Source organism: Stenotrophomonas sp. YJH_SMC_58 (assembly GCF_059369635.1).
Genome location: NZ_JCAFSW010000001.1, coordinates 472,540 through 497,574 on the forward strand (window position 1 = coordinate 472,540; position 25,035 = coordinate 497,574).

Here is a 25,035-nt window from a genome sequence, read left to right on the forward strand (position 1 = left end):
TGGATGCGCAGTTACTTCAGCGCCGGCGATTCATCCGCGTCGCGCGCCAGCAGGCTGCCGGCGAACAGCGCGGCCAGCAATACGGTCAGGCCACCCCAGAAGGCCGAATAGAACGCCAGATGGGTGTTCAGCGGGAACACGGTCACCGCCAGCGCCAGCATCGCCGGACGCGCGCGTTCGCGGGCCATTGCCGGCGCGTAGCGCCATGCGCGCCAGGCCTGGGCCACCGCCGCCAGCCACAGCAACAGACCAATCACTCCAGTCTCTGCGAGGATTTCCAGCACGATCTGATGGGCATGAAGCGCCGGGGCATTGCCCCACACGGCCGGCCCTTCCTCCGCCACGCAAGCGGAATAGGCATCGCGGAAACCACGTGCACCCACGCCATTGATCGGGTGCTCTTCAATCATGCAGGCGGCGGCTTCCCAGATCCGCGCGCGCCCTGACAGGGCCTCGTCGACACCACGCTCGCCCCCATCCAGGGCCATGGCCGTACGCGCGAAGCGCTCGCGCAGCTGCGGCACGCTGGCGGTCAGCGCACCGGCGCCGAGCACCGCCACCAGCGCCAGCGCGGCCAGCCGTTTCCAGCCGAACTGGCGCACGCCGCTGTAGGCCAGCACCAGCGCGAAGGTGATCCACGAGGCGCGCGAACCGGCCAACAGCAACACGCTGCCCAGCGCTGCCGCAGCCAGCAGCCAGCCCGTGTTGCCAAAGCGCCGCGCGGCGGGCAGCAGCAGGAACGGCGACAGGCTGGCCAGCACCTGGCCGAACTTCAGGTTGCACGGTCCCAGTGCGCCACTGAGGCGATCTGCCAGTGCGGCCTCGTCGGCCGGGCACAGTGCGTGGCCACTGACCGCCAGCTTCAGGTGTTCCAGCGACCAGAACCATGGGCTGGTGCCGGCCACCGCCTGCACCAGTGCATCCAGCGTCCATGCGCCGGTGATCAGTGCCAGCCCCGCGAAGGTCAGCCGCCGCCGCTCCGGCGTAGCCACCGCGATCGCCACCAGCCACATGAAGGGCAGATAGCGCAGGCCCGCAGCAGCCTTGGTCCACGAGGCCGCCGGATCGATCGCATCGAATGCGGAGAATGCCTGCGGCAGCCAGTAACCAAGGAACAGGATCGAAGTCAGTGCCCAGGCCGCCGTGCTCAACAGATGCGGGCGGCGCTGCAGGCGGCGCGTCACCATGCGCGCCGCCGCGTACAGCGCGCCCAGGCCCAACACGGTTTCGGCGATGCCTGGCAACGGCCACATCGCCACGTACGCCAGCACCCACCAGGGCGCCCAGCGCCCGGCGCGGTCGTCGCGCACGATGACGGCGGGGTCAGCCGGCGAGGTCGGCATAGAGGCGGAGGGTATCGCGCTGCATGGCCTGCAGGGTAAACGGGATGCGGGTCGGCAAGGACGGGGGCTGGGCCAGCAGGGCCAGCGCACGTTCACCCAATGCCCGCGCATCGCCGAGCGGCACGGCACCTGCGGGTTGCAGCTGCCGAAGCAGCTCACCAACGCCGCCATGGTCCCAACCCAGCACCGGCCGGCCCACCGACAACGCCTCGACCACGGTGCGGCCGAACGCTTCGGGCTTGTCCGACAGCTGCAGTACCAGGTCGCTGGCCGCGTAGGCCTGGGCGATGCGTGCGGTCGGCGTGCTGATGTGCACGGCCTCGGCCACGCCGAGCGCGGCCGCCTGCCGGCGCAGGTCGGCCACGTAGGCTTCACGGCCGGGTTCATCGGTGCCCAGCATCCACAACTGTGCCGGCACGCCGGCGGCGCGCACATCCGCCAGCAGCTGCAATGCGTGTGCGTGACCCTTCAGACGGGTGCCACGCCCCGGCAACAGCAGCAAGGGGCCTTCAACCTGCGCCAGCCATGGGTACTCTGCCGCAAGCGCCATCCGCGCACGGCGATCGGCACGCGCCACGCGCGGGAACTGGGCCACATCGACGCCACGCGGAATCACCTGCAATGCCTGTTCGGGCACGGTCGGGTAGTGGCGCTGCACGTAATCGCGCACGGTGTTGGACACGCAGATCACGCGTTCGCCGCTGGTCATCACCGCGCTGTAGCGGCTGGGCGAATTCAGCCCATGCACGGTGGTCACCCAGTGCGGGCGTTGCGCGGCAGGCAGGGCACGGATTGCGTACAGGCCCAGCCAGGCCGGCAGCCGCGAGCGGGCATGCACGATGTCCGCACCAACCTCGGCAAACAAGCGACGCAGGGTCGGCAAGTGGCGCAGGGTCAGCAGCGACTTGCGGCCAATGTCCAGGGTGAGGTGCTCGGCACCGCTGTCGAGCAGCGGCTGCACCAGGCGGCCACCGGCGGAAACCACCAGCGCGCGATGGCCGGCGGCGACCAGGGCCGCAGCGATTTCCAGGGTCGAGCGCTCGACGCCGCCGGAGTGCAGCGCCGGCAGCAACTGCACCACGGTCAATCGGCGCATCAAGGGGGCGGCCGCTTAGTCGGCCAGCACGAACACGGAACCGCAGTACGGGCACTGCGCTTCGCCATTGGGCTCGTCTTCGATCGGCAGGTACACGCGCGGATGCGAGTTCCACAGCGCCATTTCCGGGGTCGGGCAGCTCAGCGGCAGATCGCTGCGGTGCACGGTGTAGCGCTTCTCGGCGTTGGCGGGCGCAGTGGCGGTATGGCTCATGGCGGATGTCGATGAACGGGTTGCGAGGCCTGTGATTCTAGCATCCAGGCCGCCCCGACATTGCGCCGCAACGGGTCTTTGCGCGTACCGGGCCGATTCCCTGCGACCTTGCGTGCCACTTCGGGATGAGGTGCCGGCGGGAATTCCCGACCGATCCTGCAGATTCACCCCGGGAAACCACCGACAACGATATTTACCGCATTTGGATCGAACTAAATGGCACTTGTCAGGTTGCCACGGCTGTTGCAGGATCGGGCCAGGTCGTGAACCGGCCTGCCCCAATCCGACCCGATCGCATGGCCCGCCCCCACCGGACCGGCATCGCCTCTTCCACTGCCATCGCGGCGGGCGGAGCGATGCTGTCCGTGGTGTCCGCCGATGCGGGTTATGCCCGCCGCCAGCCCTTCCGGGAGACCCTTGCATGACCCTGTCCGATCCACGCCGCGCCCTGCTTCCGCTCGCCCTGGCCCTGGCCTGTGCGACTACCGCGATGCCGGTGCTGGCACAGGGACTGCAGAGCTCGTTCGAGCCGGGCCAGCCGGCTCCGGAACCGGCCGCAGGCGCATTGCAGGTCATGATCGGCAATGGCCCCGCGGCGCCCTACGCCGCCAAGCGCAATGTCGGCTACAGCGGCCTGCACGCACTGCGCTACAGCAGTGAAGGTGGCAATGTGCGGCGCGAACTGTTCAAGGCGGACGTGACCATCGAGGCCGATACCACCCTGTCGTGGTTGGTGCTGCCGGAGATCGTCGGCAAGGACACCGTGGCTTCGACCTATGTGTCTCTGGACCTGCTGCTGGACGATGGCAGTCGGGTTTCGGCCGGCGCTGCGCGTGACCAGCATAGGGTGGCCCTCGGCGCCCGCGCGCAGGGCGACTCGAAGACGCTGTACCCGCAGCAATGGGCGCGCAAGGCGGTGCGGCTGGGCGATGTGCCCGCGCTGAAGGGCCGCCGCGTGGTGGCGATCGAACTGGAGGTGGCCAGTGCCGACGGCGCACCGGTCTCCGGCTGGATTGATGACGTTCGCCTGGACGCAGTGCCACGGCAGCAGCCAGCGCGCGTCTCCGACTGGGTGCTGACCACCCGCGGTACGCAGGCCAACGGCACCTTCTCGCGTGGCAACAATTTCCCGGCCACGGCGGTGCCGCACGGGTTCAACTTCTGGACCCCGGTCACCGATGCCGGTGCGCTGAACTGGCTGTACCGCTGGAACGAGCAGAACGACGCTCAGAACCGTCCGCAGCTGCAGGCGCTTGCGCTGAGCCATCAACCCAGCCCGTGGATGGGCGACCGCCAGACCTTCCAGGTGATGCCATCGGCCAGTCGTGGCGTGCCGGAGGCTGACCGCCGCAAACGTGCCCTGTCGTTCGACCGCAGCCACGAAAGCGCCCGCCCTTACCGCTACGACGTGCGCTTCGACAACGGCGTCGCGGCATCGATCGCGCCGACCGACCATGCCGCGCTGTTCCGCTTTGACTTCCCGGAGGGAGGCGACGCCAACCTGCTGTTCGACAACGTCGATGCCCGCGGTGGCCTGACTCTGGACGCCGCCACGCAGACGCTGTCCGGCTACACCGACACGCGCAGCGGCCTGTCCAACGGCGCCAGCCGCATGTACGTGGCAGCCAGCTTCGACAGACCCTGGCGCAGCAGCGGTCGCCTCGACACCGGCCGACCGACCGGTTACATCAAGTTCGATGCCGGCAGCGACCGGCGGGTGACCATGCGCATCGCCACTTCGCTGATCTCGGTGGAGCAGGCACGACACAACCTGGCGCTGGAAATCGCCGCCACCGATACGCTGGAGAGCGTGGCCGGCCGTGCGCAGGATGCATGGGACGCACGCCTGGCCCGCTTCGACATCGGCGATGCCAGCGACGACCAGAAGACCACGCTGTATTCCAGCCTGTACCGGCTGTTCCTGTACCCGAATTCAGGCCATGAAAACGTGGGCAGCGCCGCCGCACCGGAGTGGCGCTACGCCAACCAGGCCAGCGCCAGCGATGACAACACCGAGGGCAGCGCGACCCGCACCTTTGCCGCCGTGCGCGATGGCAAGGTGTTCGTCAACAATGGCTTCTGGGACACCTTCCGCACCACCTGGCCGGCCTACGCGCTGTTCACGCCCGACGATGCCGGGCAGATGGTGCAGGGTTTCATCGAGCAGTACCGCGCTGGCGGCTGGATCGCGCGCTGGTCGTCGCCGGGCTACGCGGACCTGATGGTCGGCACCAGCTCGGACGTGGCCTTCGCCGATGCGTGGCTGAAGGGCGTCGGCGGCTTCGATCCGGGCGAGGCCTACGCCGCCGCGCTGAAGAACGCGACCGTGGTACCACCCGACCGCCATGTCGGCCGCAAGGGCATGGACCGTTCGACCTTCCGGGGCTACGCCAGCGCCGACGTGCATGAGGGCATGTCGTGGACGATGGAAGGCGCACTCAATGACTTCGGCATCGCCAACATGGCCGATGCGCTGGCCAAGCGCGCGACCGCACCCGCCGCACGCGAGCGCTACAGCACCGAAGCCGACTACTTCCGCCACCGCGCTGCCAGCTACGCGACGATGTTCGACCCTGCCGCCGGCTTCTTCCAGGGCCGCAGGGCCGATGGCCGCTGGCGCGTGGACGCCAAGGACTACGACCCGCGCGTGTGGGGCCACGATTACACCGAATCCAACGGCTGGACCTTCGCCTTCACTGCCGCCCATGACGGCGAAGGCCTCGCCGCGCTGTACGGTGGCCGCGACAAGCTGGCGGCGAAGCTGGATACCTTCTTCGCCACGCCGGAAACCGCAGACCCGGCACTGGCCGGTTCCTACGGCGGCACCATCCACGAGATGACCGAAGCGCGCGACGTACGCATGGGCATGTACGCGCACAGCAACCAGCCGGCGCACCACATCCCGTGGATGTACCTGTATGCCGGGCAGCCGTGGAAGACCCAGCAGCACGTGCGCGAGATCCTGTCGCGGCTTTACGTCGGCAGCGAGATCGGCCAGGGCTATCCGGGCGATGAGGACAACGGCGAAACCTCGGCATGGTACGTGCTGGCCTCGCTGGGCCTGTACCCGCTGCGCATGGGCGCCCCGGAGTACGTGATCGGCTCGCCGGCCTTCGAACATGCACGAGTGGAGCTGCAGGGTGGCGCGGTGCTGACCGTGAACGCGGCCAACAACTCGCGCGAGAACGTCTACGTGCAGTCGCTGAAGATCAACGGCAAGCCGTGGACGAAGACCTGGGTGCCACACGACCTGATCGCCAAGGGCGCGACCCTCGACTTCGTGATGGGACCCCGTCCCTCGCGCTGGGGCAGCGGCGTGGACGATGTGCCGCGCTCGTTGACCGCGCGCGGCCAGCGCCCGCAGCTGCTGCACGACCTGCTCGGCAGCGGCGCGAAGGCGACGCTGGCCGATGGCCGCACCCTGCCCGCACTGGTCGATGACGATGCGAGTACCACCGTGGGCCTGGGCGGCGGCGCAACCATCGCGCTGACCGGACTGAGCGACGGCACGCCGACGATGTACACGCTCACCAGCGGCGACGGCCGCATCCAGGGCGGTGAGTGGACGCTGGAGGCGCGCAACGGCGGCGGCAGCTGGACCGTGCTCGACCAGCGCAGCGGCGAAGACTTCGAATCCGCCCGCCAGACCCGTCCGTTCCGCATCGCCAGACCCGGCCGCTACAGCGAATACCGCCTGTGCCTGGCGGCACCGGCACGGCTGCCACTGGCGGAGATCGAACTGCTGGCTGCCGGCACCGTACAATGAGCGGCATGCGCGACCGTCTTCTGCCTCTGGCCCTTGTTGCCCTGTCCTTCTCAAGTTTCGGCCAGACCCAGGCGTTCGATACGCAGCTGACCCGCGACGGCGTGACGCTGAACTACCAGGACGCCCGTGGCGCCCTGGCCGCGCCGCAGCGCAAGCGGGTGATCGATACGTTCTTCTTCGCCTACCTGCGCGAACGCGCGGACTTCCACCCGGCCGCGCCGGCGATGGTGCGCATTGTGATCGATCCGGCCTACACCGGCATCGCCTTCGTCGGCGACAAGGACCAGGCAGCGACGATCACCATCAACCCAGGCTGGTTGGCGCAGCACCCGAACGACATCGACCTGGTCACCCATGAGGCGATGCACATCGTGCAGGGCTATCCAGGTTACGGCGATGCACGGGTGCCGGGCTGGCTGGTGGAAGGCATCGCCGACTACGCACGCGACCGCTACGGCATGGACAATGCCGCCGCAGGCTGGGTGCTGCCGGGCAAGGTCGAGAAGGAGCAGAATTTCGACAGCGGCTACCGGGTGACCGGTGCGTTCCTGAAATGGGCCGAGGCCGAGTATCCCGGCCTGGTGCTGGCGCTGGACAAGGCCCTGCGCGACGGCCGCTATACGCCGGCGCTGTGGCAGAAGCACACCGGCAAGGCACTGCCGGCGCTGTGGACGCAGTACGCCAAGCCGCGTTCGGATGCACCGCCGCCGGCACCAGCGCGCCGCGGCAAGCGGCGCTGACTGGGCGATCAACTGGGTATTGCGGCGACTGGGTAGAGTCGACTGGGTAGAGTCGACTGTTGGTCGACTGCCTTTCGTACGGCCCCCGAAAACCCCGCGCTTCGCGCGATAGTCGACCAACGGTCGACTCTACCTCGCTGGCGTCTACGCCTCAGCGCGACTGCACGAAGCCGGCGTACAGCGCGAACAGCTGCTGGAAGTACCGCCGCGTCACTCGATTGCGCATGACACCCTCGCCCATGGAAAGTTGGTCGGGCCCAGGGTGGGAAGGCCGGTCCGGTCCCTTCCCACGGCCAGGCCGCGTGGACGTATTGGGCCGCAACGGCGTTGCAGGGACATGACCGGGTTGCGTAGCGCGTGTGGCAGCGGTGGGACCGGCATCGGGACCGGTAGAGTCGACTGCTAGTTGACTATCGCGCGATCGCGCGGGATTTTCGGCGTCCGAATCAAGAGCAGTCGACTAACAGTCGACTCTACCCGTTTCCGCTTTGCGGAAACAGAAACGCGCCCCGTAGGGCGCGTTTCTGCAGCTGTCGCCGGAAAGAAGGCTTACGCCTTCTTTTCCGCTTCCAGCTGCTTGCGAATCTGCGCATCCACCGCCGCAATGGCGGTCATGTTCAGGATCCTGCGCGAGGTCGCGCTGGTGGTCAGGATGTGCACCGGCTTGTTCACGCCCATCAGGATCGGGCCGATCGCCACGCCGTCGGTGAACACACGCACCAGGTTGTAGGCGATGTTGGCCGCTTCCAGGTTCGGCAGCACGAACAGGTTGGCGCGGCCCTGCAGGGTCGAGCCCGGCAGCAGCTTCTGGCGCAGCGCTTCATCCCACGCGGTGTCGCCCTGCATTTCGCCGTCCACGTTCAGACGCGGGTTGCGCTTGAGCAGCAGCTCGCGCACCTGGCGCATCTTCAGCGCGTCCTTGGAATCGTGGCTGCCGAAGTTGGAGTGCGACAGCAGCGCCACCTTCGGCTCGATACCGAACAGCTTCATGCGGTAGGCCGCCTGCAGGGTCGCTTCGCACAGCTGCTCGGCGGTCGGGTCTTCCTGCACGTGGGTATCGACGAAGAAGAACACGCCCTGCTGGTTGATCACGCCGGTCATCGCAGAGGTCGAGGTGACCTTCGGCTCCAGCGGCAGCACGCTGCGCACGTAGCCCAGCTTCTTGTGGAAGCGGCCGACGATGCCGGTCAGCATCGCATCGGCTTCGCCACGGGCCACCATCACCGCCGCGATCAGGGTCGGGCGCGAACGCATCAGGTTCTTCGCCGCGGCCACGGTCACGCCACGACGGCCGGTCAGGCCGTGGTAGTACTGCCAGTATTCGTTGAAGCGCGGGTCGTCGTTGATGTTGGTGACTTCAACGTTCTCGCCGATCTTCAGGCGCAGGCCGAGGCGCTCGATGCGCGACTCGATCACTTCCGGGCGGCCGATCAGGATCGGGTGCGCCAGGCCGTCGTCGACCACGTTCTGCACCGCCTGCAGCACCACTTCCTCTTCGCCCTCGGCGTACACCACGCGCTGCTTGTCGCTGCGCGCGCGGTCGTAGACCGGCTTCATCATCAGGCTGGTGCGGTAGACGAACTGGGCCAGCTTGTCACGGTAGGCGCCCATGTCCTCGATCGGGCGCGAGGCCACGCCCGAGTCCATCGCGGCCTGGGCCACGGCGGCCGACAGCTCCACCAGCAGGCGGCGGTCGAACGGGCGCGGGATCAGGTATTCACGGCCGAAGCTCGGCGTCTCGCCACCGTAGGCCGAGCCCATGTCGGTGGCGGCACGACGGGCCAGCGCGGCGATGGCACGCACGCAGGCGATCTTCATTTCCTCGTTGATCGCGGTGGCGCCCACGTCCAGCGCACCACGGAACAGGTACGGGAAGCACAGCACGTTGTTGACCTGATTCGGGTAGTCCGAACGGCCGGTGCCGATGATCGCGTCCGGACGCGCGGCGCGCGCCACCTCCGGCATGATTTCCGGGGTCGGGTTGGCCAGCGCGAAGATCACCGGATCCGGCGCCATGGTCTTGACCATGTCGGCGGTCAGGATGCCGGGTGCCGACAGGCCCAGGAAGATGTCCGCGCCGTCGACGATCTCGGCCAGGGTGCGCTTGTCGGTGTCGCGCGCATAGCGCTGCTTTTCCGGATCCAGGTCGGTACGACCGGTGTGGATCACGCCCTCGCGGTCGAAGGCCAGGATGTTTTCCGGCTTCAGGCCCAGCTGCACCAGCATGTTCACGCAGGAAATGCCGGCTGCGCCCATGCCCGTGGTCGCCAGCTTCACGTCCTCGATCTTCTTGCCGGTGATCGCCATGGCGTTGAGCACCGCCGCGCCGACGATGATCGCCGTGCCGTGCTGGTCGTCATGGAACACCGGGATCTTCATGCGCTCGCGCAGCTTGCGCTCGACCACGAAGCATTCCGGCGCCTTGATGTCTTCCAGGTTGATGCCGCCGAAGGTCGGCTCCAGCGAGGCGATGATGTCGACCAGCTTGTCCGGGTCGGTTTCATCCACTTCGATGTCGAATACATCGATGCCGGCGAACTTCTGGAACAGCACGCCCTTGCCTTCCATCACCGGCTTGCCGGCCAGCGCGCCGATGTTGCCCAGGCCCAGCACCGCGGTGCCGTTGGAGATCACCGCCACCAGGTTGCCGCGGGCGGTCAGCTCGCTGGCCTGCTGCGGGTCGGCCTTGATCGCTTCACAGGCGTACGCCACGCCCGGCGAATACGCCAGCGACAGGTCGCGCTGGGTCAGCATGGGCTTGGTAGCGGAAACCTTGATCTTTCCCGGCGGGGACATCCGGTGGTAATCGAGGGCGGCCTGTTTGAAATCTTCGTTGGACATCGATGTGGGTTACATGAATGGGCAGAAGGGACAGGGGATGATACCCCCGTTGGAGCGTCTGGACCTGTCGCTATCCTGTCGCAGGCATGCTGCGACTGCACAATTCCGTGCCGTATGCGACGGTACTGGGATGCCAGCATCGGCGCCCCCGATGACAGCCATGGGACGCCCTGAAACGCCGCGGGGCCGTACCACTGTCGTGATCGGCCCCGCGGTACCACACACCTGGGTCAGCCCTTGGCCGGCAGCGCTTCGGGCAGTGCGTCCACCGGCGGCGGCAGCTCGCTTTCGCGGCCATCCAGCGCCAGCTGCAGGCGGTTGCGGTCCAGCGCGCCTTCCCAGCGCGAAACCACCACGGTGGCCACCGCATTGCCGATGAAGTTGGTCAGCGAGCGGCATTCGCTCATGAAACGGTCCACGCCCAGGATCAGCGCCATGCCGGCCACCGGTACCTCCGGCACCACGGCAAGGGTGGCGGCCAGGGTGATGAAGCCGGCACCGGTGACGCCGGCCGCCCCCTTGGAGCTGAGCATGGCAACCAGCAGCAGGGCGATCTGGTGGCCCAGGGTCAGTTCGGTGTTGGTGGCCTGGGCAATGAACAGTGCCGCCAGGGTCATGTAGATGTTGGTGCCGTCCAGGTTGAACGAGTAGCCGGTCGGGACCACCAGGCCCACCACCGACTTGCTGCAACCGGCGCGTTCCATCTTCTCCATCAGCGACGGCAGCGCCGACTCCGACGAGGAAGTGCCCAGCACCAGCAGCAGCTCGGCCTTCAGGTAGCGCGCCAGCTTGAACACCGAGAAGCCGCACAGTCGGCAGACCACACCGAGGATCACCGCCACGAACAGGAACGCGGTGAGGTAGAACGAGCCCACCAGCCACGCCAGGTTGACCAGCGAACCGACGCCGTATTTGCCGATGGTGAAGGCGATGGCGCCGAAGGCACCGATCGGGGCGGCCTTCATCAGGATGTGCACCAGCTTGAACACCGGAGCGACCAGCGCCTCCAGGAAGTTCAGGATCGGCTTGCCCTTCTCGCCCACCGAGGCCAGCGCGATGCCGAACAGCACCGCGATGAACAGCACCTGCAGGATGTTGCCGTCGACGAAGGCGCTCACCAGCGTCTTCGGAATGATGTCCATCAGGAAACCGACCAGGGTCAGGTCGTGCGACTTCTCGACGTAGCTGTGCACCGCGGTCTGGTCCAGCTCGGCCGGGTTGATGTTCATGCCGGCGCCGGGCTGTACCACGTGCGCCACGATCATGCCCACGATCAGTGCCAGCGTGGAGAAGAACAGGAAGTACGCCATCGCCTTGGCGAACACCCGGCCCACCGTGCGCAGGTGGGTCATGCTGGCGATGCCGGTGACGATGGTGAGGAAGATCACCGGCGCGATGATCATCTTCACCAGGTTGATGAAGGCATCGCCGAGCGGCTTCATCTTCTCGCCGATCAGCGGTTCGTAGTGGCCGAGGATGGCGCCCAGGACGATCGCCACGATCACCTGGAAATACAGCTGGCGATAGATCGGCAACGGCTTTGCAGGCGCCGGGGCTGCGGTCGGGATGTGCATGGCGGACTCCGGAAGGGGCGTTTTCAGGCACGTACGGCCCCGGGACAGCACGGGAACCGTTACCGTGGAAACTGATCGCAGGCCCTGTGCTGCATGCGCAGGAGGTGCGACCAATGGACGCCTTTGTACGCGCCGGGCACGCCGGCGCAGATAACCTATTGGTACTAGCCCCCCGGTTCAGGTGGCGGCGATGCCTACACTGGCGCCGCACCGCCCGATCCTGGGGAGGCCGGTGGCCCGTGCTGAACGGCCGGGCGCGTCATTGCGAAAGTTTCGGCCCCTGCGGCCGTTGTTGTCCTGTCCACACGCAATCTGAGAGAGCCGCACCCAACATGCGCCCGATTCCCACCTTGCTGGCCCTGTCGCTGGCCGCGCTTCCCGCCTTCGCTTCGGCTGCCGATTTCGACAACTGGCCGACCAAGTACGCCTTCGGCGACGGCACCGAGTTGGCCGCTACCGCCAACATCGCCTACGACTACAACGATTTCTCCTCGGGCAGCGGCCTGGAGGACGACGACGCCGTGCGCCGCAAGGAGTTCGGTGCGACGCTGAAGAAGAAGGGCGTCTACGACGCGATGGTCTACTACGACTTCCAGTCCGATACCTGGCTGGACGTGTTCGTGCGCTTCGAGAGCAAGGCCTTCTTCGGTCGCGACATCGGTCGCTTCCGCTTCGGCTACATGAAGACGCCGGTCGGCCTTGATGCGAACACCTCTTCGCGTGCCGGCAGCTTCCTGGAAACCGCACTGCCCGTGCAGGCCTTCTACGAAGGCCGCCGCACCGGCGTGGAATGGGTGCTGGAGCGCCCGCAGTACCTGCTGCAGGCCGGCGCCTATGGCGGCAAGGACCTGCAGGGTGACAACCCCGGCACCACCCAGGCAGTACGTGCGGTGTGGACCCCGGTGAAGGCGCCCGGTGACGTGATCCACCTGGGCCTGGCCTACTCGCAGGAAAATCCGCGCGGTTACAGCGATGGCCGTGACGTGCACCACGAGGCCAGCGCGCGCCTTCGCGCACGCCCGGAAGCCGGCCTGACCGACATCCGCTACGTCGATTCCGGCGCCCTGGTCACCGCCGACCAGATCCGCCGCACCGGCCTGGAAGGCATCTGGATCCGCGGCCCGTTCTCGCTGCAGGCCGAAGCCCTGCGCGCCACGGTCACCCGCCATGACGGCAAGCCCGACTACACCGGCAGCGGCCAGTATGCGATGGCCAGCTGGGTGCTGACCGGCGAGTCGCGCCCGTACAACGCAGGTGCCGTGGCCAACATCAAGCCGGCGCACGACTACGGCGCGGTGGAACTGGTGGCCCGTTACAGCCGCATGGACCTGGACGATGGCAGCATCCTTGGTGGCCGCCAGCACGACCTGACCCTGGGCGCGAACTGGTACCTGACCAGCCACTTCAAATTCCAGGCCAACTACGTGAAGGTCGACGCCAGCCGTCGCGGTGTGCACAGCACGCCGGAGATCTTCGAGCTGCGCGCGCAGATGCACTTCTGACCCCTTCCACGTCAGATCCCGGCGGGCGTGCACGCCACGCCCGCCGGCCCTGCGTAGACTGCCGCCATGTACTGGCTCAGCCGCCACCGGATGCTGTTGCTGACCATCCTGGTGATGGTCGGTGGCACCGTGCTGTGCGCGGTCGCCGCCGGCCACTACGCCTGGCGGCGCGCCCTCGGCGAGGAAAGCAGCCAGGTGCAACGCCAGCTGCAGCTGTACGGCCAGGGCCTGCAGCAGCGCATCGACCGCTTCGGCACGTTGCCGCAGGTACTGGCGCTGGATCCGGATCTGCTGCACGCCCTGCGTGTGCCGCCCTCGCCCACCGAACAGCAGCGGCTGAACCTCAAGCTGCAACGCGCCAATGAAGTCACCCGTGCCTCGACCCTGACCCTGGTCGGCCACGACGGGGTGGCAGTGGCAGCCAGCAACTGGGACCAGCCGACCAGCAACGTCGGCGAGAACTACAGCTACCGCCCCTACTACCGGCAGGCACTGGCGCAGGGCCGCGGCCGCTTCTACGGCATCGGCATGACCACCGGCGTACCCGGCTACTACCTGTCGCAGGCCATCGAGGAAGACGGCAAGCGGCTCGGCGTGGTGGTGATCAAGGTCGAGCTGTCGGCGCTGGAGCAGGAATGGTTGAGCAGCCCGGACGTGGTGCTGGCCAGCGACGACCATGACGTGGTGTTCCTGGCCAACCGTGACAGCTGGCGCTACCGCCTGCTGCGCCCGCTGGGCGCCGATGAGCGCCGCGAAATGCTGGACGCCCGCCAATACGCCGACCGCGCGCTGCAGCCATTGCGCGCGCGTACTGAAGACGTGCTTGCCGATGGTGGCCGCATGGTGCGCCTGCTCGATCCCGCACTGCCGCAGCCGATGCTGTGGCAAAGCCTGCCGCTGCCCGCCGAAGGCTGGAACCTGCATCTGCTGCACGACGCCAGCGCCGCCACCGCCGCCGGTCGCGCGGCCGCCCTCACCGGCGGTGCCGCGTGGCTGGCGCTGGGCTTCCTGGTGCTGTTCGTGCAGCAGCGCCGACGCCTGGCCAAGCATCGCCTGCGAAGCCGCCGCGAACTGGAAACCCTGCTCAAGCAGCACGCACAGGAACTGCGCACCGCACAGGATGGCCTGCTGCAGGCGGCCACCGACGCCGACAGCGGACTCAGCCGCAGCCTCGAACACCTGCCGCAGGGCGTAGTGGTGATCGACCGCGAACTGCGCCTGGTCGCGTGGAACTCGCGCTACCTGGAACTGTTCCGTTTCCCACAGGACCTGGTTCGCGTCGGCCGGCCGATCGAGGAACTGTTCCGCTTCAACGCACGCCGTGGCCTGCTCGGTCCGGGCCCGGTCGATGAAGCAATCGAGCGCCGCCTGAACCACCTGCGCAGCGGCCGCCCGCACATGCGCGAGAGCGAGAAGGACGACGGCACGGTGCTGGAGATCCGTGGCAATCCGCTGCCTGACGGCGGCTTCGTCACCAGCTATGCCGACATCACCAGCTACAAGAACGCCGCGCGCGAACTTCGCTCGCTGGCCGATGCGCTGGAGCACCGCATCGCCGAGCGCACCCATGATCTGGAAGAAGCACGCCGCGAAGCCGAGCAGGCCAACCGCTACAAGACCCGTTTCGTTGCCTCGGCCGTGCACGACCTGCTGCAGCCCCTCAACGCGGCGCGCATGTTCGTCTCGGTGCTGCGCGGCAAGCTGAGTGACCCGGCGCAGCAACAGACCAGCGACCACATCGATGCTGCATTGGCCGCGCAGGATGCGATCCTCAACAGCCTGCTGGATATCGCGCGCCTGGAATCGGGCAGCCTGCCCACGCGCGTACAGGCGTTCCGGCTCGGGCCTTTGCTGCAGACGCTGGCACGCGAGTTCGGCATCGCCGCGCAGTCACGCGGGCTGGCGGTCGACTGGGTCGATACCGCTGCGGTGGTGGTCAGCGATGAAGCGCTGCTGCGCCGCATCCTGCAGAACTTCCTGTCCAACGCACTGCGCTACAGCGAACGTGGCCGCGTGCTGCTCGGCTGCCGTCGCCGCGAAGGCCTGCTGTGGATCGAAGTTCACGACCAGGGCCCCGGCATTCCCGATGCGCTGCAGGGCGAAATCTTCGAGGAGTTCCGCCGCCTGCACGACGGCCAGCAGCGCGGCGCCGGCCTTGGCCTGGCGATCGTCGACCGCATCGGTCGGCTGCTCGGCCACCCCATCCGCCTGCGCTCGCAGCTGGGCCAGGGCAGCGTGTTCGCGGTGGGCGTGCCGTTCGGCGAAGCCAGCGCGATTCCCGCTACTGCTCCTGTGCCGGTGCTGGTGCAGGAACCGGCCGCGGACAATCCGCTGCGCGGTCGCCGGGTGTGGGTGATCGACGACGATCCGCACGTCTGCGCCGCCAGCCGCGCGCTGCTGGAGCGCTGGGGCTGCGAGGTGGCGCTGGCCGACGGCCCGCAGGCGGCGCTGCAGCTGGCGGCAACAGGCGCGGTGCCGGAGCTGGTGCTGCTGGATGTGCGCATGGGCGATCACCACGGGCCGGTGCTGTACGAGACGCTGGCCGAGTTGTGGCAGGCCCGTCCGCCGGTGGTGCTGGTTACCGCCGAGCGCGATGCGGGATTGCGTGAGATGGCCGCCGAGCGCGGCTGGGGAATGATGGCCAAGCCGGTGAAGCCGCCGGCGCTGCGGGCGTTGATGAGCCAGTTGTTGATCCGCCATCGCGGGTAGTTTCCAGCCAACGGCGCAGCCCCTCGTGGGTGGTCGCACAAAGCAGTTCATCGGTGGGGCCGGGCAGATGGGCTGCACAGGGGCCGCTGCAAGTACGTCCCTGTAAGCTCGGTCGCCGCATCCATGCGGCTCACGCCCCTGTGCAGCCCATCTGCCCGGCCACGGACACGTTCCGTGCGCGTCCACCCTCGGAGAAGAAAAAAGATCAAAAGCGGGTCGCGCGCTGCGCTTGCTCGTGTAGAGCCGAGCCCATGCTCGGCCTCACGGACGGGCCGGAAAGCAGCCGAGCGTGGGCTCGGCTCTACGAAAAATGGCCTGCCAGGCTGCCTTTGCTTTTGATCTTCTTTTCTCTTCCGTGGGTGACAGGCCACCGAAATCTGTCAGAGGTCGGTCGGGTTGGGTGCGCGGGGGTGTCAGCCGCATGGATGCGGCTGCCAAGCCTCCAGGGACGGATTCACGGCGTCCCCCGCGCACCCAACCCGACCGGCCCGCTCGCAGCTTCTGCTTTCAGCGACCAACCCAAACCCACCCACGAGGGGCTGCGCCGTTGGCTGGAAACTACAACCCGATGCCGGCGTCGCCCTCAGGCTCCAGCGCCTTCACCAGCACCGCCGCCTGTGTGCGGCTGTGGCATTCGAGCTTCTTCAGGATCGCAGTGACATGTACCTTCACCGTGTTCTCGGCCAACCCCAGCGTGTAGGCGATCTGCTTGTTGAGCAGGCCATCGGCCAGGCACAGCAGTACCCGGAACTGCTGCGGGGTCAGCTGGGCCAGGCGGCTGGCCAGCAGTGCGTCGGCCTCGGAGCGTTCGGCGGCCATCGCCGGGAACCACAGGCCACCATCGAGCACCGCCTGCACCGCCTCGCCGATGGTCTCGGCCGGAGCAGACTTTGGAATGAAACCAGCCGCGCCGAACTGCTGGGCACGACGGATCACCCGCGGATGGTCGTTGGACGAGAGGATCACCACCGGAATGTCCGGATGCGAGCCGCGCACGTGCAGCAGGGCGGAGAAACCGTGCGCGCCGGGCATGGTCAGGTCGAGCAGCACCAGGTCCACGTCCGGGTGCGCGTCGAGTGCTTCGGCCAATGCCTCGGCGCTGGCGACCTCGCGCACCTGCGCCAGCGGCAGACTCTGCCGCAGTGACTGCACCACCGCCGAACGCAGCAGCGGGTGGTCATCGGCGATCAGGATGGTGTATTCGCTCATGCCGCCATTGTACGGGCAGGCCGGAGCCTCAGCGCCCCGCCGGCTCCACGCTGCTGCGCCAGGCATCCAGGAACTGGCGGCGCTTGAGTGCGTCCAGGTACACCAGCAGGCCCGGGCCGAGCTGGATCGGGCGGCGGCTGCGGCCGGGCGCATCGTCGCCACGTGCGTTGCCGGTCACGATCGGCATCAGGCGTGCCTCGCGCGACAGCACCTGCTGGCCACGCGGTGACAACAGGTAGTCGAGGAAGCGCCGGGCTTCTTCCGGGTGTGGGCTGGTACGTGGAATCACCGCGGTACGCAGCACCACCAGCGTGTAGTCCTCGGGCTCCACGATCGCCAGCGGCGCACCCGCGTCGATGCGCGCCTGCGCGTAGGAGCCGAGTACGTTGTAGACCAGCGACAGCTGTCCGCTGGCGACCTTGTCCAGCAGCACGCCGGTGCGCTCCTCGCGCACCACGTCGTTGTCGCCCAGCGCGCCCAGCAACGCGCCAGCGATGCTGCCACGCTGTGCATCCTGGGTAGACAACAGGTAGCCGACACTGCTGCGCTCGATGTCATAGGTACCGACCCTGCCGCGCAGCGGTGCCCCCTCCGCGCGCAACCGGTCCAGCAGTTGCCGACGCGTGTGCGGCACCTTCGCAGCCGGCAGTGCGCGGGTGTTGTAGACCATCACCACCGGCTCGTAGCTGATGCCGAAGGCCTCGTTGCGCCACTGCGCCCAGGCAGGCAGCGCGGCGGTCTGCGCCGAACGATGCGGCAGCGCGTGGCCGTCGTTGACCAGCTTGGTCTGCAGGTCCATGCCGCTGGAGATCAGCAGGTCCGGCGATGCCGGTCCGCCGCGGTCGTGCAGGTACCGCGCGTACAGGTCCTGGGTGATGATGTCCTCGTACACCACCTCGGTGCCGGGGTGCAGCCGCTGGTAGTCGGCAATCACTACCGCGAACACCTCGATGTCGGTGGTGCCGTGGATGCGCAGCTGCGCAGTGGCCTTTGCCTGGGCCGGGAAGCGGCGCACGTCGCCCGGTGCTGCAAGCACCGGCAGGGCCAGCAGCAAGGCAACGGCAGCAGCGAACAGGCGGATCATGGAGTGCTCCGGGGCAGGCGGATGGTGGCGACCAGCCCGCCCTGCGGACGGTTGCTGAGGTCGATGCGACCGCCATGGCTGTCGACCACGCGCTTGACGATGGCCAGGCCAAGCCCGGCGCCGCCGGACGGCGCGCCTTCGCCACGGGCGAAGCGCTCGAACACGCGTTCGGCATCGGCGGCGGCAATGCCGGCACCGTGGTCGGCGATGGTCAGCACGGCCTGCCCGCCTTCCACGGTCAATGCGATCTGCAACGGCCCATCACCACCGTACTTCAACGCGTTGTCGACCAGGTTCTTGATCGCCTCGCGCAACAGCAGCGCATCGCCATGTACCTGTACCGGCTCGGCGGTCATCGCCAGTTGTACGCGCGGTGCCGGGCCGGCCTGCGGCAGTGCTTCATGCAGGGCCTGGTGCACGGTCTCGGCCAGGTCCACCGCTGCAAAGCGCTGCAGATGCGAGCGATGGATCACGCTGGCATCGCTGAGCAGCTGGTTCAGCAACCGGCTCATGTGGGTGGCATTGCGTTCGATCGCCTGCAGGCTGCGCCGCATGTCCTCGGGGTCGTCGTCATCCAGCGCCAGCTGTGCCTGCGCGCGCAGGGCAGCCAACGGCGTACGCATCTGGTGCGCGGCCTCGGCCATGAACGCGCGCAAGGTCTCGTTGCTGCTGGACAGTCGTTCCATGAAGCGGTTCAACGCCGCCACCATCTGGTCCATCTCGCGCGGCACGCGCGCATCCAGCGGTTTCAGATCGGACGGCTCGCGACGCGACAGCTCGCGTTCCACCCGCACCAATGGCCGGAACGCGCGATGCACGCCAAAGGCAACCAGCGCCAGCAGCAGCCCGGACAGCACACCGATCGCCAGCAATGCACGGTTGACCATGTCCTGCGCAACCGCTTCACGTGCACGCCGGGTCTGGCCGACCTGCACCTGCACCTCGCCCTGCGCCGACGCGGCGGCGAAACTGCGGCCGACCACCACGAAGCGCACGGTCTCGCCGCTGTACGCCGCATCAAACAGCTGCGGTTGCGTGCCGGGCCGGCGCGGTGGCGCCGGCAGGTCGCCGTAGCCGGTGATCAGGTTGCCGCGACTGTCCGCGACCCGATAGAACACACGGTCTTCCGGGGCCATCGCCAGCAGGTCCAGCGCGGCATAGGGAAGATCGACCTGCCACTGGCCATCGACCAGGGCCACCGAATCGGCAATGGACAACGCCGAGGACACCAGCAGGTGATCATAGGAACGGTTGGCGGCGCGCTGGCCATAGCCGCGCGCCGCAAACAGCAGGGCCACCGCGAACACCGCCAGCAACGCGCCGAGATAGAGCAGCAACGTGCGCCGCAGCGAGCCCGGCGCGGCATTCGCGGTACGCGCGTCAGCCATCGGCGTCGGCGCTGCCGTCACTGGCTTCCAGCAGGTAGCCAACGCCGCGCACCGTGGTGATGCGCAGCGGTGCGCCTGCCAGCTTCTTTCTCAGGCGACCGACATACAGCTCGATGGCATTCGGGCCGGCTTCGTCGTCGAAGCCGAACAGGCCGTTGCCGATTTCGTCCTTTCCAACCACCTGGCCAATGCGCCCGACCAGGATTTCCAGCAACCGATATTCGCGGTTGGGCAGTTCGATCGGTTCACCGTCGAGGCTGACCCGGTGCGCGGCGTTATCGAACTGGAAGCCACCGATCTGCACCACTTCGCTGGCCTGACCACGCGCACGCCGCAGCAGCACGCGGCAGCGTGCTTCGAACTCGCGGAAATCGAACGGTTTGCCCAGGTAGTCGTCGGCGCCGACGTCCAGCGCCTGCACACGGTCTTCGATGCCATCGCGCGCGGTCAGCATCAGCACCGGCGTGCTGTCGCCGCGCTCGCGCATGCCGGCCAGCACGCGCAGGCCATCGAGCTTGGGCAGGCCGATATCCAGCACCACCAGGTCGAAGCTCTGGTAGCGCAGCACGCTGGCCGCCGCCAGGCCATCGGCCTGCCAGTCCACGGCATGCCCACTGCGGCGCATGCGGCGGATGATCGCATCGGCCAGATCCGGGTTGTCTTCGACCAGCAGCAGGCGCATGGGCACGGGGGTGGGAAGGGAAACGAATGCTACCGCATGCCGCTGCCGCGCTCGCCGCGCCCCGCCCGGAGGTGGCAGCGGGCCGCTTTACGCTGCACCGCACAATCCGTTGACAGGACGATGACAGCTTGCGCGACCCAGACTGCGGCCGCGCACCGTCCGGTGCCCACGATTGCCGCGCGCCTGGCGCGCACCTGGGAGGGTTTGTGGAATTCACGTTTGCCTGGCGGCGCCCTGCCGCCATGATGGCGCTGGCTGCCCTGTCGGCGCCGGCCTTCGCCGCGGAAGACGACCGTCCGGTCACCGCCACCCTCGGTGGTCGCCTGCACCTGGACTTCGCCACCTTCGACAACGACAACCGGGGCACCCCGAACAAGGACGACACCGAAATCCGCCGTGCGTGGGTTGACGTGTCCGGCAAGTTCTTCGTGGTCGACTACAAGCTGGAAGCCGATTTCTCCGGCGACCGCGTCGAGGCCAAGGACGTGTACCTGGCACGCAGCTTCGGCAAGGCCGGCAAGCTGACCGTGGGCCAGTTCAAGCAGTACTTCTCGCTGGATGACCGCACCAGCTCCAACTACGGCAGCTTCCTGGAACGTGGCAACGCCGGCACCACGTTGGCGCCGCTGTACCGCTTGGGTGCGTCATGGCAGGCCAACCCCGGTGACTTCACCTGGGCGGCCAGCCTCTACAGCCTGGAGAGCATCGACGCCTGGCAGGTGAAGGGTCGCGCCGCCGGTGGCCGCGTCACCTGGGCACCCTCGCCCAGCGATGGCAACGTGCTGCACCTGGGCCTGTCGCTGGCCCGCGAGGCCTACGACAACCCCGGCGCCAACGGCGTGCCCGGCCTGCGCATCCGCCCGCGCCCGGCCGGCCATCTGTCCGACAACAGCCGCCTGACCCTGGTCGACTTCTCCGCCGGCCGCGATACCGACGTCAACAAGTGGTCGCTGGAATACGCGCAGGTGCGCGGCCCGCTGTCGTGGCAGGGCGAGTTCAGTGGCGCCACCTTCGACGACGGCGCGCAGCGCGGCGATGTAATGGCGGCCTACGGCATGCTCAGCTGGTTCGTCACCGGCGAAAGCCGTGCCTACGACCGCAAGACCGGTCGATTCGCGCGGGTCAAGGACATCCGGCACAAGGCCGGAGCCTTCGAAGTGGCGCTGCGCTACGACCAGATGTGGGGCGCGCAGCATCTCGACGGTGCGCCGGACCTGCGTCGCGGCAGCACCGAAGCCTGGACGCTGGGTGGCAACTGGTACCTGCGCGACAACCTGCGCTTCATGCTCAACGTGATCGAAAGCCGCAACCGTGATCGCCTGGCCGGGGTCACGGTGGACCGCACGCGCGCGGTCACCGGCCGCCTGCAGTACGACTTCTAGGCCCGACATTCCGGGCATTCCGCCCGGGCCCCTTCCACTCCCCACGTCCTGTTTTCGCAAGGAGTCCGCAGATGATGCTGAGCATCCTCGGCTTTGGCATGGTCATTACGTTCATGTACTTGATCATGAGCAAGCGCCTGTCGCCGCTCGTCGCCCTGATCACCATCCCCATCCTGTTCGCGCTGATCGGTGGCTTCGGTGCCGGCATCGACGAGATGATGCTGGAGGGCATCAAGAAGATCGCGCCGACCGGCGTGATGCTGATGTTCGCCATCCTCTACTTCGGGGTGATGATCGACGCCGGCCTGTTCGATCCGCTGGTGCGGGTGATCCTGCGTTTCGTCAAGGGCGACCCGATGAAGATCGTGCTTGGCACCGCGGTGCTGGCGATGCTGATCTCGCTCGATGGCGATGGCTCGACCACCTACATGATCACCGTCTCGGCGATGCTGCCGCTGTACCAGCGGTTGGGCATGAACGCGCTGAACATGACGTGCGTGACCATCCTCGCCGGCGGCGTGATGAACCTGACCCCGTGGGGCGGCCCGACCGCACGCGCGGCCACCGCGCTGCACGTGGACCCGGCCGACGTGTTCGTGCCGCTGATCCCGTCGATGGTGATCGCCTGTGCCGGCGTGCTGCTGCTGGCCTGGTACCTGGGCCTGAAGGAACGCCGCCGCCTCGGCGTGGTGACCCTGCCCAAGGGCGGCAGCTGGATGGACAACAGCGTGTCCGATGACAGCAACCCGCTGCCGACGGTGGAAGACGCCGAAGACATCAAGCGCCCGAAGCTGCTGTGGGTGAACCTGGCCCTGACCGTGGCACTGATGACCGCGCTGATCATCGGCGTGCTGCCGATGCCGGTGCTGTTCATGGTCGGCTTCGCCATCGCCCTGGTGATCAACTATCCGAACCTGGCCGAGCAGCGCCGCCGCGTGGTCAACCATGCCGGCAATGTGCTGTCGGTGGTGTCGCTGATCTTCGCCGCGGGCATCTTCACCGGCATCCTCAACAACACCGGCATGGTCGAAGCGATGTCACACAGCTTCCTGGCGGTGATTCCGGAATCGTGGGGCCCGTACCTGGCGGTGATCACGGCGGTGGCGTCGATGCCGTTCACCTTCTTCATGTCCAACGACGCGTTCTACTTCGGCGTGCTGCCGATCCTGTCCGAGGCCGCTGGCAACTACGGCATCACCCCGGTGGAAATGGCACGCGCCTCGCTGGCCGGCCAGCCAGTGCATCTGCTCAGCCCGCTGGTGCCGTCCACCTACCTGCTGGTGGGCCTGGCCAAGGTCGAATTCGCCGATCACCAGAAGTTCACCCTGAAGTGGGCCATCGCCATCTCGATGCTGCTGATGATCGGCAGCCTGCTGTTCGGCCTCTATCCCCTCGCCGCCTGACCCTTTGCCAAGGAGCCTTCTGCAATGACGCTTCGAATCGCTTACGTCACCAGTGGAATGGGCAGTGTCGGCACTGCCATCTGCCAGAGCCTGGCCCGCAGCGGCCACACCGTGGTTGCCGGCTGCGCGCCGAACTCGCCGCGCAAGGCCAACTGGCTGCGCGAGCAGCGCGAACAGGGCTTCGACTTCATCGCCTCCGAAGGCAACGCGACGGACTGGGCCTCGACCAGCGCGGCGTTCGCCAAGGTCCGCGCCGAAGTCGGTGAAGTGGACGTGCTGGTCAACAACTCCGGCGGCAGCCGCGACCTGCTGTTCCGGCAGATGACGGTGGAGGACTGGAACGCGGTGATCGCATCCAACCTCAACGCGCTGTTCAACCTGACCAAGCAGGTGGTGGACGGCATGGCCACGCGGGGCTGGGGCCGCATCATCAACATCGGTTCGGTCAGTGCCCACAAGGGACAGATCGGCCAGGTGAACTACGCCACCGCCAAGGCCGCGATGCATGGCTTCAGCCGTGCGCTGGCTGCCGAAGTTGCGTCGCGCGGGGTCACCGTCAACACGCTGTCGCCGGGCTACATCGCCAGCCAGGCGATCAGCAGCTTCCCGCCGGATGTGCTGGACCGGCTGGCCGCCTCGGTACCAGTGCGCCGCCTGGGCCGCCCCGAGGAAGTGGCCGGCCTGTGCGCGTGGCTGGCGTCGGATGAAGCCTCGTATGTGACCGGTGCCGACTATCCGGTCAACGGTGGTCTGTACATGGGCTAAGCCCTCCCCCACGGAGTGCGCGGGGGTCGGATCACCTTCAGTTGTGAAGGTGATCCGGCCCCTTTTGTTTCTGCATTTCTGAGACGCACTTCCCGATACATCGGCAGGACCGGTGCTATACCTGCCAGCGCTCGCCGAGCCCGATGGATGAACGGCTGGAATCGCGGATCAAGGAGGTTGGCATGCGTGCATTGCTGATTGCGCTTCTCGTGGTCGCCACTACGCTGCTGGCGACACCGACCCGCGCGGAGCCCCCGCCTATGCGGGTGATCACGGGCCTGGGCTGCCCCGACTGGCTGATCCCAGGCGCGCCCACGCTCGACGCGCAGATCACCGGCCATCCGGAGTGGACCTTCGCCTGGGCTCCCGCGTCCTATACCAATCGCGATCCCATCCGGATCTACATCCAGTCCTTCGACTGCGATTCCTCCGACATTGCTGGCTATTACTTCCGGATCGCAGCCATTGCCCATGAAGTGGGACACGCACTGTATTTCGAAGGTATCGCCTTGAGCACCCGAGGTGCGTTCATCCAGCACTTCTGCACCATGGAGGGGAAAGCGGTACTCAACAACCTCACCGCGCGCAGTGAGCTTCTGGTGACCAGCCTGGGGTACTACGACATCGGCGTAGCTGCGTCCAACGGTCCTGGCCTCATCGCACAGGCCGATGCCGGCGGTGAAGACCTGGACCGGCAGGTAGGTAAGCTGTTCTGCGACAACAACGTAACTTCAACCACCGGCGAGAACTACAACGACTTCTACGGAAGAATCTACGATGAAGCGATCGCAGCCCGTCCCTGAACTTCTTCTGATCCTGAGCCTGTTGGTTGCCGGTTCTGCAACAGCAGCCACGTCCGCTGCCACTGCGGAAGAGGCGGATGCAACCTGGCGGCTCGTGGAGCGCTGGTCCTTGCAGCTGTCACGCTCTGACCTTGTCGCGCAGCTATCACCCCTGGCTCCGGCCGGCTCGCGTTCGGAAGCAAGAATGGGCCGGGGCGACAGCGCCACCATCGATCTGGCGCCATTCGCGGTCGCTGGGAGGATCAAGGGGCCCTCTGGCCAGATCTACACCGACGCGTCGGGGCGAATCATCAAAGGCATTACGCTGCGGCTGAGCGGCGCCTGCATCTCGCGAAAGCAGATGGGTCGTCGCTACCCCGACTTCAATGTCCTTTCCGTGCCGTCAGGGCATAGCCTGGACGAGTCGACGGTGTTCGGCACAGTAGTGAACGGCATCCAGATCGGGTTCTCATTCTCCGAACATGACCGTGACTGCATGGACCAGCTCAAATTGAGCTGGCCTGGGGAGCGCTTCTGATTCCCACCGGCCTACCAG

The 25,035-nt window shown here is 67.3% G+C and carries 18 protein-coding genes; 9 read left to right on the forward strand and 9 right to left on the reverse strand.

Annotation, left to right across the window (positions count from 1 at the left end; genetic code table 11):
• Positions 1–11 precede the first annotated feature (11 nt).
• The 3 genes from AC5P68_RS02045 to AC5P68_RS02055 are packed head-to-tail and all read right to left on the reverse strand — an operon-like array spanning position 12 to position 2,652.
• Positions 12–1,343, reverse strand: a complete 1,332-nt coding sequence (locus tag AC5P68_RS02045; protein WP_049453153.1) for an O-antigen ligase family protein — start codon at positions 1,341–1,343, stop codon at positions 12–14.
• Positions 1,324–2,439 carry a glycosyltransferase gene (locus tag AC5P68_RS02050; protein ID WP_049453155.1) on the reverse strand — a complete coding sequence of 372 codons (1,116 nt, stop codon included), beginning with the start codon at positions 2,437–2,439 and terminating at the stop codon, positions 1,324–1,326. Before AC5P68_RS02050 ends, AC5P68_RS02045 begins: the two co-directional genes overlap by 20 nt.
• A gap of 15 nt (positions 2,440–2,454) precedes the next feature.
• On the reverse strand, positions 2,455–2,652 hold the full coding sequence (locus tag AC5P68_RS02055; protein WP_005410967.1) for a zinc-finger domain-containing protein: 198 nt from the start codon (positions 2,650–2,652) through the stop codon (positions 2,455–2,457).
• Between the two features lie 421 nt (positions 2,653–3,073).
• Between AC5P68_RS02055 and AC5P68_RS02060 the strand changes: the two genes are divergently transcribed.
• On the forward strand, positions 3,074–6,418 hold the full coding sequence (locus AC5P68_RS02060) for a GH92 family glycosyl hydrolase (protein WP_495216703.1): 3,345 nt from the start codon (positions 3,074–3,076) through the stop codon (positions 6,416–6,418).
• Positions 6,415–7,158, forward strand: a complete 744-nt coding sequence (locus AC5P68_RS02065) for a basic secretory protein-like protein (RefSeq protein WP_049432935.1) — start codon at positions 6,415–6,417, stop codon at positions 7,156–7,158. Before AC5P68_RS02060 ends, AC5P68_RS02065 begins: the two co-directional genes overlap by 4 nt.
• Positions 7,159–7,707: 549 nt before the next feature.
• On the opposite strand, the gene AC5P68_RS02070 is transcribed toward AC5P68_RS02065, so the two are convergent.
• Together AC5P68_RS02070 and AC5P68_RS02075 are read right to left on the reverse strand one after the other, a co-directional pair.
• On the reverse strand, positions 7,708–9,999 hold the full coding sequence (locus tag AC5P68_RS02070; protein WP_005410971.1) for an NADP-dependent malic enzyme: 2,292 nt from the start codon (positions 9,997–9,999) through the stop codon (positions 7,708–7,710).
• Between the two features lie 230 nt (positions 10,000–10,229).
• Positions 10,230–11,573 carry a dicarboxylate/amino acid:cation symporter gene (locus AC5P68_RS02075; protein WP_005410972.1) on the reverse strand — a complete coding sequence of 448 codons (1,344 nt, stop codon included), beginning with the start codon at positions 11,571–11,573 and terminating at the stop codon, positions 10,230–10,232.
• A gap of 332 nt (positions 11,574–11,905) precedes the next feature.
• Here AC5P68_RS02075 and AC5P68_RS02080 point away from each other — a divergent pair, with 332 nt between their 5' ends.
• Together AC5P68_RS02080 and AC5P68_RS02085 are read left to right on the forward strand one after the other, a co-directional pair.
• Entirely contained in the window at positions 11,906–13,075 is a 1,170-nt protein-coding gene (locus AC5P68_RS02080) for an OprO/OprP family phosphate-selective porin (protein ID WP_005414426.1), read from the forward strand.
• A 66-nt stretch (positions 13,076–13,141) separates the two neighbouring features.
• Complete coding sequence (locus tag AC5P68_RS02085; protein ID WP_227843772.1) at positions 13,142–15,784, forward strand: hybrid sensor histidine kinase/response regulator; 2,643 nt, start codon at positions 13,142–13,144, stop codon at positions 15,782–15,784.
• A gap of 558 nt (positions 15,785–16,342) precedes the next feature.
• Here the strand turns inward: AC5P68_RS02085 and AC5P68_RS02090 are convergent.
• From AC5P68_RS02090 to AC5P68_RS02105, 4 genes are read right to left on the reverse strand one after another with little or no spacing between them, the layout of a single operon-like run.
• A complete protein-coding gene (locus AC5P68_RS02090; RefSeq protein WP_005414428.1) occupies positions 16,343–16,993 on the reverse strand; it encodes a response regulator in 651 nt (216 codons plus the stop codon).
• 28 nt (positions 16,994–17,021) lie between these two features.
• Complete coding sequence (locus AC5P68_RS02095; protein WP_049403556.1) at positions 17,022–18,077, reverse strand: ABC transporter substrate-binding protein; 1,056 nt, start codon at positions 18,075–18,077, stop codon at positions 17,022–17,024.
• The gene (locus AC5P68_RS02100; RefSeq protein WP_005414430.1) at positions 18,074–19,465 is read right to left on the reverse strand and encodes a sensor histidine kinase; all 1,392 of its coding nucleotides are present in this window, start codon (positions 19,463–19,465) and stop codon (positions 18,074–18,076) included. Before AC5P68_RS02100 ends, AC5P68_RS02095 begins: the two co-directional genes overlap by 4 nt.
• Positions 19,458–20,147: a response regulator gene (locus tag AC5P68_RS02105; RefSeq protein ID WP_005414431.1), complete on the reverse strand. Its 690-nt coding sequence runs from the start codon at positions 20,145–20,147 to the stop codon at positions 19,458–19,460. Before AC5P68_RS02105 ends, AC5P68_RS02100 begins: the two co-directional genes overlap by 8 nt.
• Positions 20,148–20,389: 242 nt before the next feature.
• Here AC5P68_RS02105 and AC5P68_RS02110 point away from each other — a divergent pair, with 242 nt between their 5' ends.
• From AC5P68_RS02110 to AC5P68_RS02130, 5 genes are all read left to right on the forward strand, one after another.
• Positions 20,390–21,529 carry an OprO/OprP family phosphate-selective porin gene (locus tag AC5P68_RS02110; protein WP_033835202.1) on the forward strand — a complete coding sequence of 380 codons (1,140 nt, stop codon included), beginning with the start codon at positions 20,390–20,392 and terminating at the stop codon, positions 21,527–21,529.
• A 74-nt stretch (positions 21,530–21,603) separates the two neighbouring features.
• On the forward strand, positions 21,604–22,932 hold the full coding sequence (locus tag AC5P68_RS02115) for a CitMHS family transporter (RefSeq protein WP_005419191.1): 1,329 nt from the start codon (positions 21,604–21,606) through the stop codon (positions 22,930–22,932).
• 24 nt (positions 22,933–22,956) lie between these two features.
• Positions 22,957–23,697: an acetoacetyl-CoA reductase gene (phbB, locus tag AC5P68_RS02120; protein ID WP_005419193.1), complete on the forward strand. Its 741-nt coding sequence runs from the start codon at positions 22,957–22,959 to the stop codon at positions 23,695–23,697.
• A gap of 182 nt (positions 23,698–23,879) precedes the next feature.
• Positions 23,880–24,500, forward strand: coding sequence for a hypothetical protein (locus AC5P68_RS02125; RefSeq protein ID WP_065426815.1), 621 nt, complete (start codon positions 23,880–23,882; stop codon positions 24,498–24,500).
• Positions 24,475–25,017: a hypothetical protein gene (locus AC5P68_RS02130; RefSeq protein ID WP_049450563.1), complete on the forward strand. Its 543-nt coding sequence runs from the start codon at positions 24,475–24,477 to the stop codon at positions 25,015–25,017. Before AC5P68_RS02125 ends, AC5P68_RS02130 begins: the two co-directional genes overlap by 26 nt.
• The last annotated feature ends 18 nt before the right edge of the window (positions 25,018–25,035 follow it).

Bases quoted from the DNA above. Each gene is read 5' to 3' on its own strand.
- AC5P68_RS02060 (WP_495216703.1), top strand. From the start codon at position 3,074: ATGACCCTGTCCGATCCACGCCGCGCCCTGCTTCCGCTCGCCCTGGCC.
- AC5P68_RS02070 (WP_005410971.1), bottom strand. From the start codon at position 9,999: ATGTCCAACGAAGATTTCAAACAGGCCGCCCTCGATTACCACCGGATG.
- AC5P68_RS02065 (WP_049432935.1), top strand. From the start codon at position 6,415: ATGAGCGGCATGCGCGACCGTCTTCTGCCTCTGGCCCTTGTTGCCCTG.
- AC5P68_RS02095 (WP_049403556.1), bottom strand. From the start codon at position 18,077: ATGATCCGCCTGTTCGCTGCTGCCGTTGCCTTGCTGCTGGCCCTGCCG.
- AC5P68_RS02075 (WP_005410972.1), bottom strand. From the start codon at position 11,573: ATGCACATCCCGACCGCAGCCCCGGCGCCTGCAAAGCCGTTGCCGATC.
- AC5P68_RS02090 (WP_005414428.1), bottom strand. From the start codon at position 16,993: ATGAGCGAATACACCATCCTGATCGCCGATGACCACCCGCTGCTGCGT.
- AC5P68_RS02080 (WP_005414426.1), top strand. From the start codon at position 11,906: ATGCGCCCGATTCCCACCTTGCTGGCCCTGTCGCTGGCCGCGCTTCCC.
- AC5P68_RS02055 (WP_005410967.1), bottom strand. From the start codon at position 2,652: ATGAGCCATACCGCCACTGCGCCCGCCAACGCCGAGAAGCGCTACACC.
- AC5P68_RS02050 (WP_049453155.1), bottom strand. From the start codon at position 2,439: ATGCGCCGATTGACCGTGGTGCAGTTGCTGCCGGCGCTGCACTCCGGC.
- AC5P68_RS02085 (WP_227843772.1), top strand. From the start codon at position 13,142: ATGTACTGGCTCAGCCGCCACCGGATGCTGTTGCTGACCATCCTGGTG.
- AC5P68_RS02115 (WP_005419191.1), top strand. From the start codon at position 21,604: ATGCTGAGCATCCTCGGCTTTGGCATGGTCATTACGTTCATGTACTTG.
- AC5P68_RS02100 (WP_005414430.1), bottom strand. From the start codon at position 19,465: ATGGCTGACGCGCGTACCGCGAATGCCGCGCCGGGCTCGCTGCGGCGC.
- phbB (WP_005419193.1), top strand. From the start codon at position 22,957: ATGACGCTTCGAATCGCTTACGTCACCAGTGGAATGGGCAGTGTCGGC.
- AC5P68_RS02125 (WP_065426815.1), top strand. From the start codon at position 23,880: ATGCGTGCATTGCTGATTGCGCTTCTCGTGGTCGCCACTACGCTGCTG.
- AC5P68_RS02110 (WP_033835202.1), top strand. From the start codon at position 20,390: ATGATGGCGCTGGCTGCCCTGTCGGCGCCGGCCTTCGCCGCGGAAGAC.
- AC5P68_RS02045 (WP_049453153.1), bottom strand. From the start codon at position 1,343: ATGCCGACCTCGCCGGCTGACCCCGCCGTCATCGTGCGCGACGACCGC.
- AC5P68_RS02105 (WP_005414431.1), bottom strand. From the start codon at position 20,147: ATGCGCCTGCTGCTGGTCGAAGACAACCCGGATCTGGCCGATGCGATC.
- AC5P68_RS02130 (WP_049450563.1), top strand. From the start codon at position 24,475: ATGAAGCGATCGCAGCCCGTCCCTGAACTTCTTCTGATCCTGAGCCTG.